The sequence below is a fragment of the Pseudomonas sp. GT1P32 genome, from assembly GCF_054897805.1.
This window is the reverse complement of sequence record NZ_CM142704.1, coordinates 96935-114371: the sequence shown is the minus strand read 5'-3', so window position 1 is coordinate 114371 and position 17437 is coordinate 96935. Positions and strand designations below refer to the sequence as shown.

Here is a 17437-nt window from a genome sequence, read left to right as displayed (position 1 = left end):
ACTTACACCCTGGCGGCATCAGGGATGGTCAGTGGACGACCGATGCGCGCTTCGACCTTGGCGTAACGCCACAGGCTGTACTCGTTCACCGGCGTGGTGCGGAACAGGTTGCAGGCATCGATCACCGATTGGTGGCAGTCGACGTCGGCCATGATGTAGACGGTCCAAGGCGAGGTGGTGGACGGGCCGACCATCAGCCGGTCATCGTCCATCGCGCCGAGCACAGTGATGCCGGGCATGGCGCCGAGCGAGCCCATCATCTGGCTGAAGCCTTTCCAGACGCTCAGGCCTTCGCCGGTGGGCAGGTCGAAAAAGTTCTGGGTGATGCCGATGCAGAAGACGACGCGCAGCGGTTCTTGAGTGGTCTGGGACATGAATATTGATCCTTGAATAGTGGGTTCAGATGTAGCCAGGGAACGGCGGCACGCCGAGGAACACCGAGCCGGCGCCGTCGTACAGGCCTTCGCTGAGGAACGCGTGCTGGGTGACCACCATCGAATCGCGCAGGTAGCGCTGCAGCGGATGGCGCAGATAAATCGCAGTGGTGCCGGCGAGGCTGTACGCGCTCTGCACCACGGCGGCACCGGCCTGGGACACGTGAATCGCCGACAAGCGCAACAGGCTGGTTTGCTCGGCGGTGACCGGGTTGCCGGCCAGGATCGAATTCCATACTTGCTCGGTGGCGTTGTAGAAGAAGCCACGGGCGGCGGCGAGCCGGGCTTCGGCCTTGGCGATCTCGATGCGCACGTAGGCGCGGTCGGCCATTTTCGGTGCGCCGGTGATGCCGCTGCCGGCGGCCATACGACTGACTTCGTCGAGGGCGGCACGGGCCAGGCCAAGGTTGACCACGGCCAGCACTTGCGCGGCGTAGGCAATCGACGGGTAGCGGAACAGCGGCTCGTCAATGGTCGAGGCACCGCCACGGATGAAGGTCCAGCGTTCGTCGACTTGTTTGTCGCTGACGCGCAGGTCGTGACTGCCGGTGCCTTTGAGCCCGACCACGTCCCAGTTTTCGATGATCTCGACCTGGTCCGCACGGAACACCGCGGTGCGCGGCTTGCCACCCGCCGCGCCAATCCCCACGCCGAGCAAGTCGGCGCCCTTGCAGCCGCTGGCGAATTTCCAGGTGCCGTTGACCTGCCAGCCACCCTCGACAGCTTCCGCCGGTTGCAGCGGGAACAGACCGCCGGCGAACACCAGATCAGGGCTTTGGGCGTAGATTTCGGCGAGGGTTTCCGTCGGTAATGCGGCGAGATAGACCCCGGCGCTGCCGAAACTGGCGACCCAGCCCGCAGAGCCATCGGCTTCGGAAATACGCTCGATCATTTGCAGGAACAGCGCCGGCGCCAGGGCGTCACCGCCGAAGCATTTCGGCGTGGCGGCGCGGTAGATGCCCACGTGCTTGAAGCGTTCGATCATGTCCCGTGGCACGTGGGAACCGGCGTCGAATTCATCGCGACGCTGGCGCACTTCCGCCAGCACCTGCTCAAAGGCCTGGCGGTGGACGGTGTTGCCGTCGACGCCTGGTAGAGGGTCTTTCTCCGCGACAGCTGAACGCAGCATGGGCTTCTCTCCGTTTTACTTATTGTTAGTGGGCCGAGGCTGGACAACATCGCCCCCTGTAGGAGCGAGGCTTGCCCGCGAACGAGGCACCGCGGTTTCAATGGCAGACCGCGTTATCGTTCTTCGCGGGCAAGCCTCGCTCCTACAGAGAAGATGCGTGGCTGCCCTTGCATTGAGGTCCAGTGTAAAAACCGCGTCGGGTCGCCACTATTGGTGCGTGCAGCCTCTTCACTAAAGGAATCCCCTAGCCCGCCCCCGGTTACCTCTGAGCGCATCCCCACGCGCAAGCGGGTATAAAAAGCCATACTTTCCCTTCACCGGTTCCTCAGGACTGCGCGATGTACCTGCCAAAACCGCACGACTTCTTCACCCTCATCGAAGCCATGCCGCTGTGCATCATTCTTCACGATGCGCAGAGCAAGGAGATCCTCTGGGCCAACACCGCCGCCCTCGACGCGCTGGGTTTTACCCTGGAAGAACTGACGCCGCTGAAAGCCCCGGACATGACCCGCGACGCGCCCAAGTACCGGCGTTCGGTCGGCCTGCGCTGGCTGGAAGGCGCAGCGCGCACGGGCCAGCGCGCCATCGAGTGGTGTTATCGCTCCAAGCAAGGCGTGGAAATCCTCTCCGAGGCCGTCGCGACGCTGGTGCATCTGGACGGTCGCGATGTGCTGATGGTGCAGTTCCGCGACATCTCCAGGGAGGACAAGGTCAAGCGCGACCTCAAGCGTTTCGAAAGCCGGCTCAAGGCATTCATGCAGGACCTCGCCGAAGGTGTCGCGGTGCTCGGCCCTGAAGGTGATATCCGCTTTATCAGTGACTCCGGCGCGCACCTGCTCAACAGCGAAGAACACGCGCTGATCGGCGAAAATTTCCTGTCCTGGTGCGACGACGATTCACGCCAGCGGCTGCTGCAACAGCTGGCCAGCGGGACCCCGGAACATGCGCCGTTCCGCGTGCACTACCACCTGCAACGCCGCGACGGTGAGTGGCGCTGGCATGAGGCGACGTGTCGTTTTATCGAGATCGAAGACGACCTGGTCGGCCACCTGCTGCTGTTTCGCGACGTCACCGAACAAGTGCGCGCCGAAGAAGCTCGACGGGTCAGCGAGCAGAAACTCGAATACCTGGCGCGCTACAACGCCATGGGTGAAATGGCCGTGGCCATTGCTCATGAGCTAAGCCAACCGCTGGCCGCCACCCGCAACTTCATCGAAGGCGCGGTGATTCGCCTGGGCAAGGAGTCCACCACGGATCAGGGCGTCGCCTGGGGTTTGCAAAACGCCGTGCGGCAAATCGAACATGCGTCGCTGATCATCAAAAGCGTGCGCGATTACGTGGTCAAACTGGAGCAGGCCGAAGAGCTGATCGACCTCAACGAACTGCTGCGCGAAACCCGCTATTTCATCAGCCTGCGCGCCGATCCGAGCCTGGTCCGCGTCGAGATTGTCGCCAGTCCCGCGCCGCTGTGGGTGAGCTGCGAGAAGGTGCTGATCGGTCAGGTCATTCTTAATCTGGCGTTCAACGCGATTGAAGAAATGAGCGATCTGCCTGTTGAACGACGGATGCTGCGCATTCACGCCAGCCGCGAAAACGACGTGGCGTTGGTGCGCATCGAAGACTGCGGTCGCGGCATTCAGGCCGAGGCGCAAGAGAAGCTGTTCGACGGTTTCTTCTCCTCCAAGGTCAGCGGCAACGGCATTGGCCTGGCGCTTTGCAAAAACATCATCGGCCGCCATCGCGGCGACATCTGGGCGCAAAACCTTGAGCCCTGCGGCGCTGTTTTCACCTTCTCCATTCCCCTCGCAACTCCCGCCTGAAGCCTCCGAAAGGCCTGAATCAAACCACGAACCTGTAGGAGCCAGGCTTGCCGGCGAAGGCGTACTCAAGGACGCCTTCGCCGGCAAGCCTGGCTCCTACAGGTCAGTGGTTTTGGCTTGCAATTGCGGTGTGTTCAGCCTGTTTTTCGAGACTGGCACAGACACACAAACGCTTGGCAGCCACAGCAATTCCCCCCTTCTGCCAGCGAGGCAGAATCGAACTGCAAAAATCTGCCAATGCACTTGCGATTTGCACGAACAATAATTCAGGGAGTTCCCCCTAATGCGAGCCACCAGGATCACCGTACAGTCAGCGCTGAGTCTCAGCCTGCTGGTACTGGGTTTGAACAATGCCAGCGCGGATCTGCCCGCTGACACGATCGGCCAGACCGTTCTGGCATTTCCGCCGGAAGTTCATCGGGCCTTTATCGTCGACGTCGAATTCGAAAGTTTCGTGGCCGGCCGTGTCACCGTGGTCGACCCCGATAAAAAGCGCGTGCTCGGCATGGTGCCGACTGGTTTTGCTGCGCCCTCGACGCTCAGCCACGATCAGAAAACCCTCTACAGCGCCGACATCTTTTATTCGCGCGGCACTCGTGGCACCCGCACCGACGTGCTGACCGCCTGGGACAGTTCGACCCTGTCGCCGGCCTGGGAGCTGTTGATCCCAACCAAGCGCGCCGAGTCGCTGACCCAGCGCTACGGCTTGAAGACCAGCGGCGATGACCGCTTTGTCTACGTCTACAACTTCACCCCGTCGACCTCGGTGACCGTGGTCGACACCCAGGCCAAAGCCGTCACCGCCGAACTGGCGATTCCCGGTTGCGTGCTCAACTACCCGATCGGCAATCGCCGCTTCGCCTCGCTGTGCGGCGACGGCAGCTTGCAAGTGATCACGCTGAACGATCAGGGCCAGGAAACCGCACGCAGCCGCACGCCGTTCTTCGACCCGAACGCGGAAAAACTGGTGGAACGCGCGGTGAACGTCGGCGACACCTATTACTTCACCACCACCACGGGCACCGTGCGCCCGGTGGATTTCTCGGCCGACGCGCCGAAAATCCTGCCGTCATGGTCGTTGACCAGCGACGAGGAAAAGAAGGCCGGCTGGGCACCCGGCGGCTGGCAGCTGATGGCCGTCGCGCCGAAGCTGAACCGCTTGTACGTGCTGATGCACGACGCGCACGAACCGATGAAGTGGGAAGACCCAAGCCCGCTGATCTGGGCGTTTGATCTGAAAACCCACAAGAAGATCGCCACGCTGGAGGCACCGGTTCCGGTGTGGAGCATGCAGGCCACCGGCGACGACAAGCCGCTGCTGCTGGGCGCCGACGTTGCAGGCGGTTTGCAGATCTTCGACCTGAAGACCAACACGCTCACCGGCAGCATGGCGAAGGTCGCGAAAACCGCGACTCAGGTCATGAGCTACTAACCGAGGTTCGGCCATGCACTTAGATCCGATCTTCATCATTGCCAGCGCCCTCGCCATCGCGGTGCTGCTGGCCAGTGCCGCGACCCACAAGGTGCGCGCGCCGGCACGTTTTGCCCGGCAATTGGCGGACTACCAATTGCTGCCCGACGTGGCCGTACGCCCCATCGCACGATTCATTCCGGTGGTTGAACTGGCCATCGCCTTTGCGCTGCTGGTACCGGTCAGCCGTGCCTGGGCAGCGTTGGGCGCCGCCAGCCTGATCGCACTGTATGCAGCAGTCATTGGCATCAACCTGTGGCGCGGCCGTCGCGATATCGACTGCGGCTGTGCCGGCCCGGACCAGGCTCAACCGCTGCGCCCGGTTCTGCTGCTGCGCAACAGCGCGCTGGTAGCGTTGGCGTTGCTGGCCAGCGTCTCGCCGGTGGTTCGTGACCTGGGTTTTTTCGACGGTTTCGTGACTGTCGCCGCCAGCGCCGTCGCGCTGCTGATTTACGCCGCAGCCGATGGCTTGCTGGCGAACTCCCCTCTTCTGCTCAAACTGATTGGTAGGTGATCAATGGAAGGCTTAATCGTTTCCAACGTTCTGCTCTGGGTACTGCTGGTGGCCGTGGCGTTTGCCGTCATGGGCCTGGTCCGTCAGATTGGTGTGCTGCACGGCCGTCTGGCCCCGGCCGGTGCGTTGATGATGGACAAGGGCGTGGCGGTCAATGAAGCCGCGCCGCAGGTCACCGCTTCCGACCGCAAAGGGCGCCCAGTGAACTTCGGCTATGCCGGCGAGAAATCGCAACTGCTGTTCTTCCTCTCGCCAACCTGCCCGATCTGCAAGTCGCTGCTGCCGGCGATCAAATCCATCGCCAAGGAACAAGCCGATCGACTCGACGTGGTGTTCATCAGCGACGGCGACATGGACGCACAGCAAAAGCTGATCACCGAACACAAACTGGAAGACGCCACTTATGTGGTCGGGCCTGAAGTGGGCATGACCTACCAGATCGGCAAGCTGCCGTACGCCGCGCTGATCGACAAGAGCGGCACCCTGCGCGCCAAAGGCCTGGTCAATTCCCGCGAGCACCTGGACAGCCTGTTCGAAGTCGAGCACCTGAAAAGCGCGACGCTGCAGGAATACCTCAACAGCCAGCCGCATGCACACGACCACAGCCACGGCCATAGCCACTGATAAGGCAGGAGACTTTCATGAAACTGCTGGATCTGTTGTTTGAGCGTTCGACTCGTCGTGTTGCCGACACCACTTCGCGACGCAAACTGCTGTCGCGCATGGGCTCTCTGATGGTTGCCGGCGCCGCGTTGCCGCTGCTGTTGCCGCTGGATCGCACCAGCAAAGCCCTGGCCGCCGATAACCCGAAAGCCGGTGACCCGGGTGATCCAAACACCTGCGACTACTGGCGCTACTGCTCCATCGACGGCTTTTTGTGCAGCTGCTGCGGAGGGTCGGTGACGTCCTGCCCACCGGGCACGGAAGCGTCGCAAGTGACCTGGATCGGCACCTGCCGCAACCCGGCCGACGGCAAGGATTACATCATTTCGTACAACGACTGCTGCGGTAAGCAGAGCTGTGCGCAGTGCGCCTGCACCCGTAACGACAGTGAAGAACCGGCCTATCGCCCGTTCAACAACAACGATGTGAACTGGTGCCTGGCCGCCAAATCGCACATCTACCACTGCACCGTTTCGATCATTCGTGGCGTCGCGGTTTAACGCTTGATTGCGGTTGGCTATTTGTAGGAGCCGGCTTGCCGGCGATGGCGTTTTCAAGGACGCCATCGCCAGCAAGCTGGCTCCTACAGGTCCGATTTCTCCTGCATAGAGGGAAGTGCTGCTTATGGGTAGGTTGCTCATCCTCGGTCTTGTCTGCGCCATGACCGCCCCGCTCGTTCATGCCCGGGCCATCCCGGACCCGGCGCAACGGCATGCGCCGGGCAATGAAGCCCTGCAAAAGCCAATTGCCCAGGCCGGTTACAGCGTTGGCGTGAACTACCAACTGCAATGCGCCGGTTGCCACTTGGGCAATGGCATGGGTTCTGCCGCGAATGACACGCCCCGGATGGCCGGGTTTGTCGGCAACTTTCTGAAAGTGCCGGGCGGCCGCGAGTTTCTCGTGCGTGTGCCGGGCATGTCGCAGTCCGCCTTGAACAATGCGCAATTGGCCGATCTGCTCAACTGGTTGATCCGTGCCGACGGGATGGCAGGCAAAAGCACGCCAGCCGACTATCAGCCTTACAGCGCCGAAGAAGTGGCGGCACTGCGCGCAGAAACCATGCTCAACCTCCCCGGCACCCGCGCCGGACTGATCCAGCAAATGCGTGCGCAAGGCATCGCAATTGAAGACGGGATGAACAACTGACAACGGCTTGAATCAAAGCCGTCATTGCAACAACGGGGGCCTGGTCCCCCGCCCTTCCGCTCCACCAACTCTCCTCTCTGATGACAAGACGACCTTGGGGCAAACGCCACGCAGGCGTCTCACCGTGGTTTGCCCGGCACCTTGTGTCCGAGTGCATTTTTATTTATGGATGTTGTCTGAATCCGCAGCTATTGAGTGAATGTTTGCACAGTGGTGCTAAAGTGACAGCACCTGTCTTTGTCTCACCGGATTTACGCATTTGAGGGTGCAAACCTGTCACAAGTATGAGCAGCTTGTCGGTGACGCCAAGGCTCTCAAACGAGAGCTGTGTTGACTTGAATCTCGTCATCACCGAGCGCAAGGGAAAGCAAATGAGGTCTAAAGATGATATTTGAGCCTAACAGTACCCGTTCCGTTCTCCAGCGAAGAAGCAGTACCAGTATCGTTATTCAGGCCGGTCTCGATTGCGTTGCGGTAACCGGTGTTGCGTGGTTTTTGATCAATTATCACATCGGCTTCATCTCGCAAGACTACGTCATCATGCTCTTGCTGCTGCTTGGCGCGTTGGCCGTCGTGTACGACCACTATGCCATTTACCGCAGCAATGTCGGGTTCACTGTCAAAGCCTTCAAGCTTATGAAGGCATGGACCGCGACCTTTGGTTTTCTCGTTGCCATGGCTTTTCTGACCAAAACCAGCGAACGGTATTCGCGGCTATTGGTTGGGGAGTTATTTGTTCTTGGCTATTTCGCCCAGTTGTTTTTGCACCTCGCCACACGGGAAATGCAGAAGAAGTTTCTGGCCCACCCGACGCAACTGGAAAATTCGTTGATCATTGGCTCGGGCGAGCTGGCGAGCTACCTCCACAGGAAAATCAGTAACAACCCCTGGCTCGGTGAACGCATCGTTGGCTGTGTGTTGATTGGCGCAGACGATGACTGGGGAAAGGAAGGCGTTGAAGGCGCACCACGCCTGTCGATACTGGGCAATATCTCTGATCTTGATGATCTGGTTGTCAAACACGCCATTCGTACCGTCTATTTTGTGACCCCTGTGGGTGGCTCCGAAGTTATCCAGAAGGTGTATTTAAGTCTGTTTGATAAACACGTCAGGGTTAACTGGGTGCCTGACATTTTCGCCTTGAAGTTGATCAACCACAGTGTTCGCGAGATTGCCGGCATTCCCGTGCTGACGTTGTCTGAAACTCCGCTGATGGGGATGCGACTGTTCCTGAAGAATCTCGAAGACAAGGTCGGAGCTTTTCTGATCCTGCTTTTTGCGGCGCCAGTGCTGGCGTTAGTTGCCCTTGCGATCAAGATCGATAGCCCAGGTCCCGTGTTCTTTCGTCAGCAACGCATGGGGTGGAGTGGCGAGGTTTTCCGTATCTGGAAGTTCAGAAGCATGGTGGTCCATCAGTCTTCGGACGGCACCGTCAAGCAGGCACAAAAGAATGATCCACGCGTGACCAGGGTGGGCGCCTTTATTCGCAAAACCAGCCTCGATGAGCTGCCGCAATTGTTCAACGTGTTGATGGGCGAAATGTCGCTGGTGGGACCTCGCCCACATGCGATTCAACACGACGTGCAGTACTCGCCCGATGTCTCGGGCTACTTTGCGCGACATAACATTAAACCGGGCATCACCGGGCTGGCGCAGGTGCGGGGTCTTCGCGGTGAAACGAAAGATGTAGAACAAATGATTCGCCGGGTTGACTCAGACATCGAGTACATCAACAACTGGTCGCTCTGGCTCGACTTCATCATTCTTTTACGAACGGTATCTGCCTTCTCCGGCAAACAGGCCTATTAGTGCGTGGTGAATGCCTGGCCGGAAATGAAACTGCAGGAGCGAGTTTCCTCGCTCCTACACTTCGCCGCACGATGACGGAAACAGGTCCAGCGTGCGCTCGACCTCATCGGGGTCGATAGTAAAACCATTGCCCGCGGGAGTACCGACGACAAAACCAAAGTGTTGATGATCACGATCGGTCAGGTACTTGAAATAGCAGATGAAACGCTCGGGAGGTTGCAACACCAGCAGCGAACCACCTGGCGGCAATACATTAACCCCATGGATCAATTGACTGCCCTCGACCCCTATCACGGTTCTTGCACCGGCACAGGTCGCGACAATGGTCGCAACATCGCACAGCGCCGGGTCGAGAATGCGAAAACCTCGACGATCACGCAGACGCTCAGCCAACTCCATTTCGTTACGCAACAAGCGTAAATCGCCGCGGCCACCTCTCAGAATAAACACGCCTGGATGAGCGCTCGTGTTGACGTGGGACAGCAACTTTTCGCCCATTGCACGGAAGCGCAGATGCTTGTGGCGATTTTGGCTTATGTCGTCAAAGATCACGAGTTCACGAAAAAACGCATTACGTAAACGAACCGGCTTCATGCCAAGCCAGTCCTCATAACCGGGGGTGTGAAGGATGCCGTTCCTGGTGGTGGAAACACTGTTGCCGGAGGGAGCCGTGGTCACTGGAACGCCTTCGTTGCAGGCCAGTGAATAGGTCAGGCAATCGTCCGTCAGCCAACTGCCAAACCACTTGTTGCCCCCCGCCGTGCAATACAACGCGCCGCGCTCGATTTCGTTTTCAACGCGAACCCCAGGCAGCCGGCCCACGCCAGGCGTCAACCAGGATTTGGCGCTTCCTTTGTAGAGCGCGCCATCGATTAACCAGGCATCTTTGAGCAAATAACCCCGGGTCGGCCCATGTTCAACACGACCGACGCCTTCCATTGTGCGACGAGGATGTTCATGGGGATAAAAAAGTTGCTCTTCCCATCCCGTCACACGCTCAAGTTGATTGGGAAGAAAGAAGGCGGGTTGAACAAACGCGACTTCACCCGGCGCAATGTCCCAGGTTTTCACCGCCATACTTTGCAGCGTTAACGCTGGTTTCCGGGCAAGGCGTGTTTTAAAGAGGTGTTTATAGGCCTCCAGGCTCCACTTCGCCGGGCCGCTACTTGCCAACGCGTTGAATTCCGTCATAGACACCCCGGCGCAATATGATTACACAGCATTTACTTTTTCAACGTCTCCCGCCTATTCAAGTGCAGAGAATAGTTTGCAGAATGGGCGGTGAATTCAAATGAGCGTAGCGACTACGCAAGTTATCGAGCAGCGCGGCGTCCGGCTCCCTGGAACAATGGAGATACAGTTTGGATAGTCCCCCAAAGCCCATTTCACGATATCGATTTGCAACTTCTTCATCACTTGGCCCGTCGGGTATTCCAAGATGAAGTGTCAAATGTTTGCCTTCAACAGCAAAAAGTGGCGTCTCCCACAGAAACTGCGCAGCGCCGGTCCTGGGCAGCCGAACAAACACGTAGCCATGGTTTCCCAGCGTATCGACATCACCGCCGCGCCTTCTTTTCCACTCAAGAAGCCCGTCGTCCGGACGTGCCAGACACGTCCCGATATCGTAGTAATCAAATCCGTTTTCTATTGCCCACTCAAGCGCCATGAACGTGGTGATGGAATTGACTTCACGTAATTTTTTGGCGTCTGAAAACACCTCGTCTGGGTAGCCGAAACGCACAGTGCTCCAGTAGCGCTTGCCCGCGCGAGTGACGACGCACCCCAGATGGCAGGCAACAACCTGGTCTTCCAACACCACCAGATCGAGGCGTCCGGCACTTTTAGCCACCCGTTGAACTTCATGTGATGCGATTTGCGAGGCGGCTGAGCCATGACGGGCCCTGGCATAGGGTTGAAGCATTTCCCGATCCGCCGTTTCAATCTCATCATCGTTCAATGCTTGCTTCATACCGTAGCGCAACCGGTTCTTGCGTAGATTGCGCCGTAACTCGGTGTTGTATCGCGCCGTAATCTCATCAATGGATCTGCGCAGCGGCACGACAGCACTCAGGTATTGCGGCACATACAATGCACCCCAGGTCGGCATGTCACTGACAACGACCGTGCGGTCTGATTTCGACAGGTTATCAGCCCCCTGAGTCTCAGCCCCCAAGAGCACCTTCACAAATTCCCGCTGGGATTTTCTGCCCACATAAAGAATGTCGTAGCGGCTGTCTTCCCGCAGTTTGAACCTGGCAATTTCCCAGCGCCAAACACAGGCCCGCGCGGCTATATCGCGTAACCAGGCGAGCGCTTTTCTTAGCTCAAATCGCAAGGAAGGCGACATTAACTTATGTATCAGCTTTGATATATATGCTTTCATTTGTTTATTAGCACACGTCAAGAAGCGTTCATTTGAGTTTTCAAACCAATAGATCAAACACTCGAAATGAGAGTCGATAGCTCATCACGCTTTTCAAAATATGCGGCAAACCATAACTGCCAATATGATGTGCGCTGTTTTTTGAATGTACGCCCAGCTGTCTTTCTTGCGAGAAACTCGCCACTCACTCTCTGTAATCAAGATTTTCTGACGTCATTTATTCGCCTCCAACCTTAACAAAAAAACGCTCCAACTCATCCGCCGAGTCGGCAATACAAGGCTGAGTAAAGATGCTGGCGCAGAGTTTTGCAAGATATTTCAGACGTGCTTTTCAGGCAGCCCGAATATTAAAACTGACGTCAAATTCCTGTTACATCAGGAACTTCGACAGATGAGTGTGCGTAACAAAAACGTTGGGTTACCCACGATATAGCGAGTGAATAATCGCTTTGGCTCACTGAGCAGCCTGAACACCCACTCACAACCGAGGCGACGCACCCATTGCGGAGCACGCGTCACCTTGCCACCGAGAAAATCCAGGATCGCCCCACCGCATACCACCAGGCATGGCACGCCACTGGCGGCCAGCCTCGCGGCAACGACTTCCTGCTTGGGCATGCCCATCCCCAGCACCACCAGTTCCGGCAGTGACTGACGGGCAAGGTTGACGTAATCATCCACCCCGGCAAAACCATGGTGAGCAGAGACGACATTGACCGCAAACACCGCTTCGCTGTGCCGCACCGCGTTGGTCAGAAAGGTCTCTTCAGTTCCCCAGAACGCCACGCGCCGGCCCTTGTAGGCGGCCAGTAATTTGGGGATGAAATCGGTGCCGTTCATATTCAGACCCGGTTCGAGACCGAGTCGACGATACAGGATGGCCATGCCGGAGCCATCCCGTAACAACACGTCAGCCGCCGACAGCGCGTCGTAGTAGGCGGGGTTGGCCGTCACCAGGTTCATGGCATGGGCATTGACGAATCCAAGCACTGTCGTCCCCTCAGACCGGGACAACGCATCAATCAATTGTTGTTCGTCGCCAGCATCGCGAACCACCCTGAGTTTGCGCAGGATGGTTTGCCAGTTGTGCTGCCAGGATAAGGGGCTCATCAGGTGTCATCTCGCTTCGAACGCACCCAGTCGACCTGGCGCTTGAGCACAAAACCAATGTACAGCGGGATTTTCTTCAACGCGTAGAACGGCGCATACAACAAGGCTGAAAACGCGATGATCCCGCGACCGAATCGACTCCATGCCAGCAAGACAGTCACGCCCAACAGCGCGAGCCCGAAAGACGCTATCAAGGCTGGCGCCAACGCGCCGCCGAGCAACACCACCAGCCATGAGAGGCTGAAGGCGACCACCAGCAGCAACGTCAGCAAGGCCAGCGGCGGGACCAGTAAATCCGCGGTCATTGCCAGAAGGTTCAAGTTGCCTTTGCGGATAGCCTCTAACAGCAACGTTGGCGCATCACTGAGGATGACCCCGAGATGACCATGCTCCCAGCGTGTACGCTGGATACCCAGGCCTTCTTCGCTGCGCGGAAAATCACTGCTGACCAACGCACCGGGGCAAAACAGGGGCGGTTTGCCGCTTCGGCAGAAATCCAGGCCCATCTTCAAATCTTCGACGATGTGGCCACTGGCTAATTCGATCAATGCCAGATCCCGCCAGACGAACGCCATTCCCGAGCCCATCAACGAACAAGGCAACCCCACGCGGGCCCATCCCTGCGCTCGCACCCGATTCTTCACGCACCAGGCGAATTCGGCAATTTGCACTTTCAACCCGGAGCCTGCAGGCGCATGCATCAAGTACAGGGCCTGTGCTGGACGCCCGGAGTCGATGCAGCACAGTGCCAAACGCTCAATCGAGCCTTCACCCACCCGCGAATCGGCATCGACAACGATCATCACATCCGGCGCATCGCTGGCCAGGTAACGCACCCCGAAGTCCAGTGCATAACCCTTGCCTCGCTGCTGAGCATTGCTGCGCTCCACCACCTCGGCACCCGCGGCGCGGGCCAGCGCGGCCGTGTCGTCAGTACAGTTGTCCGCGACAACCACCAGGCGATCGCCCGCCAGCAGTTGCGGCAGAATGCTGTTTAACGTCGCGACGATCAGCGAGGACTCATTGTGAGCCGGCACCAGCACCGCCACCCTCGGTCGCGATCCTTGCGCCGGGGCAAGTGATCGCGCCGGCAGGCTGGCCAGCAGCACCTGCACGAACAACACCAACACCGGCACGACGATGAGTATCAGCAGTGCACTGAACAGCCAACCCAGTAACGTGATCATGCGCTCGCCTTAAACAATTCAGCCAACTTGGCCGCTTCGGTATCGATATCGTGCCGCTCCAGCACACGCTGATACGCGGCATCGCCCATCCGCTGCAACACCTCGACAGGTTGCGCGAGGCAGTCGGCCAGCGCCACCGCCAACTCATCCACGGCGCCCGCGGGAAACAACCAGCCGTTCTCGCCCTGACGCACCAGTTCGGGAATGCCCGCCACGTAGGTCGTCAGCACGGGCCGGCGCAAGGCCATGGCTTCCATGATGACCACCGGCAAGCCCTCGCCAAAGCTCGGCAACACCAGGGCCCGCGCCGCCAGGATTTCCGCCCGCACCTGATCGCTGCTGATCCAGCCGGTAATGCGCACCTGCGCCTGCAAGCCGTACCGCGCAATCAGGGTTTCGATCTCTGCACGCATTTCCCCGTCGCCGGCCAGTACGATCTCGAACACCACGCCTTGCGCCGCCAGTTTTCGCGCCGCCTCAAGCAACAACAGTTGCCCCTTCTGCTCGCACAAGCGCCCCACGCACACCAACCGTGGCACGGACGGCACTGCGACAGTCGGCACCTCATGAAACGCCCGCTCCAGGCCGCAGTGAACCACCTTGACCTTTTCCCAATGCGCATGCTCCACCCAGCGAAACAACTGGCTGCGCCCATAAGAACTGATCGCCGCGACAAACGCCGCGCGCCGGACTTTCTCGCCCAGATGGATAAATTGTGGTTTGTCGAACTCTTCCGGGCCGTGCACGGTAAAGCTGTACGCAGGCCCACCGAGCGCATGGGCCAACATCACCACCTCGGTTGAATTGGTGCCGAAATGCGCATGCACATGCCTGGCATCGAACGCTTGCAACCAGGACAACAACCGGCACGCCTCGAACAAATAGATCACATGGTACGGCCACGGCCGATCGGCCCGCAGGCCCATGCGCAACGCCAGCCACAGCGTCGAAAAAAAGCGCCGCGGCTGCGCGCGCAGCACTTGCAGCACCGGCCCTGCCAGCGCTTTGACTCCGCCCTGCAACACATAGTGGGTCTGGGCTTGTTCGGACACGTCCTCGGCATCCACCAACTGCGCATCCCAGCCGCGCAGGGCAATGCGCTGCACTTCAAAGCCCTGACGCTCTAATGCCAGAATCTCGCGACGAATGAAGCTATGGCTGACTTTGGGGTATTGATTGATGAAATAAGCGATACGCATAGGCACCAAGCTTGGCTGTCGTTGCGGTGAATGATTACGGCGGGACATCCCGCAGTAGTTCAGTGGACTGGAACGTCAATCAGCCCCACGCGGGTGGCTATAACTGCCAATCAACACGCCGTCTATCTTTTTGAACGTGTCCTCCAGCAGCTCATAACGCCTGCGGTACATGGCGCGTTTTTTCGACGCGATACTCTCAAGCGGTTTGCTCGACGGGGCCATGGGGATTTCAAAGAAGTCTTCCCGCGCTGACGGTGTCGCGCCATGTTCCAGCCAGATCACATCGTAATTGGCTGCCAGGTCCTGGGTTTTTTCAGCACCAAAATAGGCGTGCCGGTGATGACGGAACCCATCGCTTACTGCGTAGATCTTTTCAACGCCAATCCGGGTTGCGATGTATTTAATGACTTCAATCAGAAAACTTCGTGGCCGAAGACCTTCGAAACTTTTTGTCAGCTCCCGGTAAATCTCCAGGGAGCGTTCGCTCTCCACCCCTTTGTGAATCCCTTGCACGGCACCGATGAAAATACACAGCTCACCCTCGGTGCAACACAAGGTGAACGCAATCGATGCAATGCGTAAATCACCCTGAAACAGGTTCAACACCAGCTCGCCTTCGCGCATAAACCAAATGGGTCGATCCAGCACCAGGGAGCAATCGGCAGCGAAGGCCGACAAGTCACTCAGCACCAGACTTTCACTTCGACCAAACAGCAATAGCTGCGGGCAGCTTTTCGTCACCACCTCATAGTGCGAGGCCAACACACTCAGCCGGTCCTGAGGGTTCCAGCTTTTGCTGATGTAGGGCCAATGAACGACCCCCACACAATCCCCGCCCAACTTCGCAAAACCGGCGCTGCCCAGAGCGTTCGACATGCGCCCCGTGAACAACTTGAGGTCAGCCCAGTTCTTCGCCACTAAAATCATTAATCTGAGCTTGTTTTTCACGGCCCTCAATGAATAACCAGCGTGTAAAGAAAACGCGTTTTTCAGCAGTTGCCAGTTATTCATTTAAGTCTCACTTGTATTCGATCAACGCGGACTTGCGAGCGCCGAACCTGTTCAAAAGAAACTTCAATTGCCCCAGCATCTCGGGGAATTTTCCCAGCACCAGAAAGAATGCCTGCAGCCAGTTTTCCCGCGTGGATCCCGTACCCCGACGGGCCAGGCGCACGACCTGCAATGGGTAGACCAGCAACAACAGCAGGCCTGCCCCTCCCAGCACCAGGCTGGCGAGAACAGTTGCCAGCGGAATGCCCAGGCCCCAGAACCAGGCGCGGCGTGACTCACGCAACCAATGCTGCTCGGGGGCCGCCCCATGCAAATAAGCACCTTCGGCAAAAGCGTAGCCGCCGCGCAGGGTTCGCTTCCACCATTGGCCGAACCGGGTCATGGTCGCATCGTGCAGGGTCATTTCCTCAGGCAGACGCCAGACTTTCCAGCCCTTGGCACGCAGACGCACACACAACTCGGGCTCTTCCCCGGCAATCAGATCCGGCCGAAACCCGGACACTTCGGCGAAGGCGTCAGCCCGCATCAACGCATCGCCCCCGCAGGCCTTGGCTTCACCTATCGGCGTGTCCCATTCGAGATCGCACAACAGGTTGTAAACCGAATGCTGAGGAAAGCGTTCACGGCGTCGCCCACACACCACCGCCACCTCAGGATGCACATCCAGAAAGGCTTGCGCCTTTGACAGCCAGCCGCCGACGACCTCGCAATCACCATCGACGAACTGCACATGACGCAGCGAAGGCAACACGCGTTGCACCCGGGAAAATCCTTCATTGCGCGCGCGTGCAGCCGTAAAAGGGATGCTCATATCCAGCTCGACCACCTCGACGCCAAGCGCCTGCGCCATTGGCACCGAACCATCGGTTGAGCCGGAGTCGACATAAACGACCTGCTGCGCGGCATCAACCAGCGACGCCAGGCAACGCTGCAACCGCAGGCCTTCATTGCGACCGATAACCACCACACCCAGGCCGGTAGTCATGGCGCTCACTCAGCGCCGCCATCGAAACAGCCCTTCGGATAGCTCATGAGTATTCCTTTGTTTCAACAGACTTCCTTTTCTTGATGGTCGCGGGCACACCCACGGCCACCGAGTCGTCGGGTACATCGGTCAGCACCACGGCGTTGGCCCCGATCACGACATTGTTACCAATGCGGATGTTGCCCAATACCTTGGCCCCGGTACCGATATCCACGTTATTACCAATCACCGGGGCAATCGGCTCGTTCACATTCTTCAGGCCCACGACGACGCCATTGCGGATCCGGCAATCATCGCCAAACTGCGCATAGCCACTGATCACAATGCCGCCGAAATGATCGATGACGAAGTTGCGCCCGACCACGACTTCACAGGGCAACTCGATGCCCGTCATGATCTGCACCAGTTTGAAGAGCACTTTATAGATAAAAGAGAACAGTTTGCGTAACAGTGCCGGGCGCACACCGTAGCGCCAGCGCCCAAAACGATAAACCAGCATGACCCAGAATCCCTGAGCGCCCCAATCACCACCATAGGCACGCAAGTCCGCCCGTATATTCTCGAACATTGATTGAC

Annotated in this window: 17 protein-coding genes; 7 read left to right on the top strand and 10 right to left on the bottom strand. The window is 58.5% G+C overall.

Annotation, left to right across the window (positions count from 1 at the left end; translation table 11 throughout):
- Positions 1 to 2 precede the first annotated feature (2 nt).
- Entirely contained in the window at positions 3 to 374 is a 372-nt protein-coding gene (locus tag ACYZUC_RS00580; RefSeq protein ID WP_008033901.1) for a hypothetical protein, read from the bottom strand.
- Positions 375 to 399: 25 nt separating this feature from the next.
- Positions 400 to 1563 (bottom strand): acyl-CoA dehydrogenase family protein, encoded by a 1164-nt coding sequence (locus ACYZUC_RS00575; protein ID WP_461992692.1) that lies wholly within the window; start codon positions 1561 to 1563, stop codon positions 400 to 402.
- A gap of 338 nt (positions 1564 to 1901) precedes the next feature.
- Between ACYZUC_RS00575 and ACYZUC_RS00570 the strand changes: the two genes are divergently transcribed.
- From ACYZUC_RS00570 to ACYZUC_RS00540, 7 genes are all read left to right on the top strand, one after another.
- Complete coding sequence (locus ACYZUC_RS00570; protein WP_461992690.1) at positions 1902 to 3383, top strand: sensor histidine kinase; 1482 nt, start codon at positions 1902 to 1904, stop codon at positions 3381 to 3383.
- Between the two features lie 283 nt (positions 3384 to 3666).
- Positions 3667 to 4815 (top strand): amine dehydrogenase large subunit, encoded by a 1149-nt coding sequence (locus ACYZUC_RS00565; protein ID WP_461992688.1) that lies wholly within the window; start codon positions 3667 to 3669, stop codon positions 4813 to 4815.
- 13 nt (positions 4816 to 4828) lie between these two features.
- Complete coding sequence (locus ACYZUC_RS00560) at positions 4829 to 5368, top strand: MauE/DoxX family redox-associated membrane protein (protein WP_461992686.1); 540 nt, start codon at positions 4829 to 4831, stop codon at positions 5366 to 5368.
- Positions 5369 to 5371: 3 nt separating this feature from the next.
- Positions 5372 to 5992, top strand: a complete 621-nt coding sequence (mauD, locus tag ACYZUC_RS00555; protein ID WP_008041094.1) for a methylamine dehydrogenase accessory protein MauD — start codon at positions 5372 to 5374, stop codon at positions 5990 to 5992.
- A gap of 17 nt (positions 5993 to 6009) precedes the next feature.
- Entirely contained in the window at positions 6010 to 6531 is a 522-nt protein-coding gene (locus ACYZUC_RS00550; protein ID WP_392890180.1) for a methylamine dehydrogenase light chain, read from the top strand.
- 124 nt (positions 6532 to 6655) lie between these two features.
- Positions 6656 to 7177, top strand: a complete 522-nt coding sequence (locus ACYZUC_RS00545; RefSeq protein ID WP_461992683.1) for a cytochrome C — start codon at positions 6656 to 6658, stop codon at positions 7175 to 7177.
- A 384-nt stretch (positions 7178 to 7561) separates the two neighbouring features.
- Positions 7562 to 8986 (top strand): undecaprenyl-phosphate glucose phosphotransferase, encoded by a 1425-nt coding sequence (locus ACYZUC_RS00540; protein WP_461992681.1) that lies wholly within the window; start codon positions 7562 to 7564, stop codon positions 8984 to 8986.
- A gap of 54 nt (positions 8987 to 9040) precedes the next feature.
- Here ACYZUC_RS00540 and ACYZUC_RS00535 read toward each other — a convergent pair whose 3' ends face one another.
- The 8 genes from ACYZUC_RS00535 to ACYZUC_RS00500 form a co-directional block, all read right to left on the bottom strand.
- A complete protein-coding gene (locus ACYZUC_RS00535; protein WP_461992679.1) occupies positions 9041 to 10177 on the bottom strand; it encodes a glycosyltransferase 61 family protein in 1137 nt (378 codons plus the stop codon).
- Positions 10178 to 10235: 58 nt separating this feature from the next.
- Complete coding sequence (locus tag ACYZUC_RS00530; RefSeq protein ID WP_461992677.1) at positions 10236 to 11369, bottom strand: hypothetical protein; 1134 nt, start codon at positions 11367 to 11369, stop codon at positions 10236 to 10238.
- Between the two features lie 375 nt (positions 11370 to 11744).
- Positions 11745 to 12479 carry a WecB/TagA/CpsF family glycosyltransferase gene (locus tag ACYZUC_RS00525; protein WP_461992675.1) on the bottom strand — a complete coding sequence of 245 codons (735 nt, stop codon included), beginning with the start codon at positions 12477 to 12479 and terminating at the stop codon, positions 11745 to 11747.
- Positions 12479 to 13666: a glycosyltransferase family 2 protein gene (locus ACYZUC_RS00520; protein ID WP_461992673.1), complete on the bottom strand. Its 1188-nt coding sequence runs from the start codon at positions 13664 to 13666 to the stop codon at positions 12479 to 12481. Before ACYZUC_RS00520 ends, ACYZUC_RS00525 begins: the two co-directional genes overlap by 1 nt.
- Entirely contained in the window at positions 13663 to 14865 is a 1203-nt protein-coding gene (locus ACYZUC_RS00515; RefSeq protein WP_461992671.1) for a glycosyltransferase, read from the bottom strand. Before ACYZUC_RS00515 ends, ACYZUC_RS00520 begins: the two co-directional genes overlap by 4 nt.
- A 75-nt stretch (positions 14866 to 14940) precedes the next feature.
- Positions 14941 to 15876: a DUF535 family protein gene (locus ACYZUC_RS00510; RefSeq protein ID WP_461992669.1), complete on the bottom strand. Its 936-nt coding sequence runs from the start codon at positions 15874 to 15876 to the stop codon at positions 14941 to 14943.
- Positions 15877 to 15883: 7 nt separating this feature from the next.
- Positions 15884 to 16861, bottom strand: a complete 978-nt coding sequence (locus ACYZUC_RS00505; RefSeq protein WP_461996790.1) for a glycosyltransferase family 2 protein — start codon at positions 16859 to 16861, stop codon at positions 15884 to 15886.
- A 43-nt stretch (positions 16862 to 16904) separates the two neighbouring features.
- On the bottom strand, positions 16905 to 17429 hold the full coding sequence (locus ACYZUC_RS00500; RefSeq protein ID WP_461992667.1) for a serine O-acetyltransferase: 525 nt from the start codon (positions 17427 to 17429) through the stop codon (positions 16905 to 16907).
- Between the last annotated feature and the right edge of the window lie 8 nt (positions 17430 to 17437).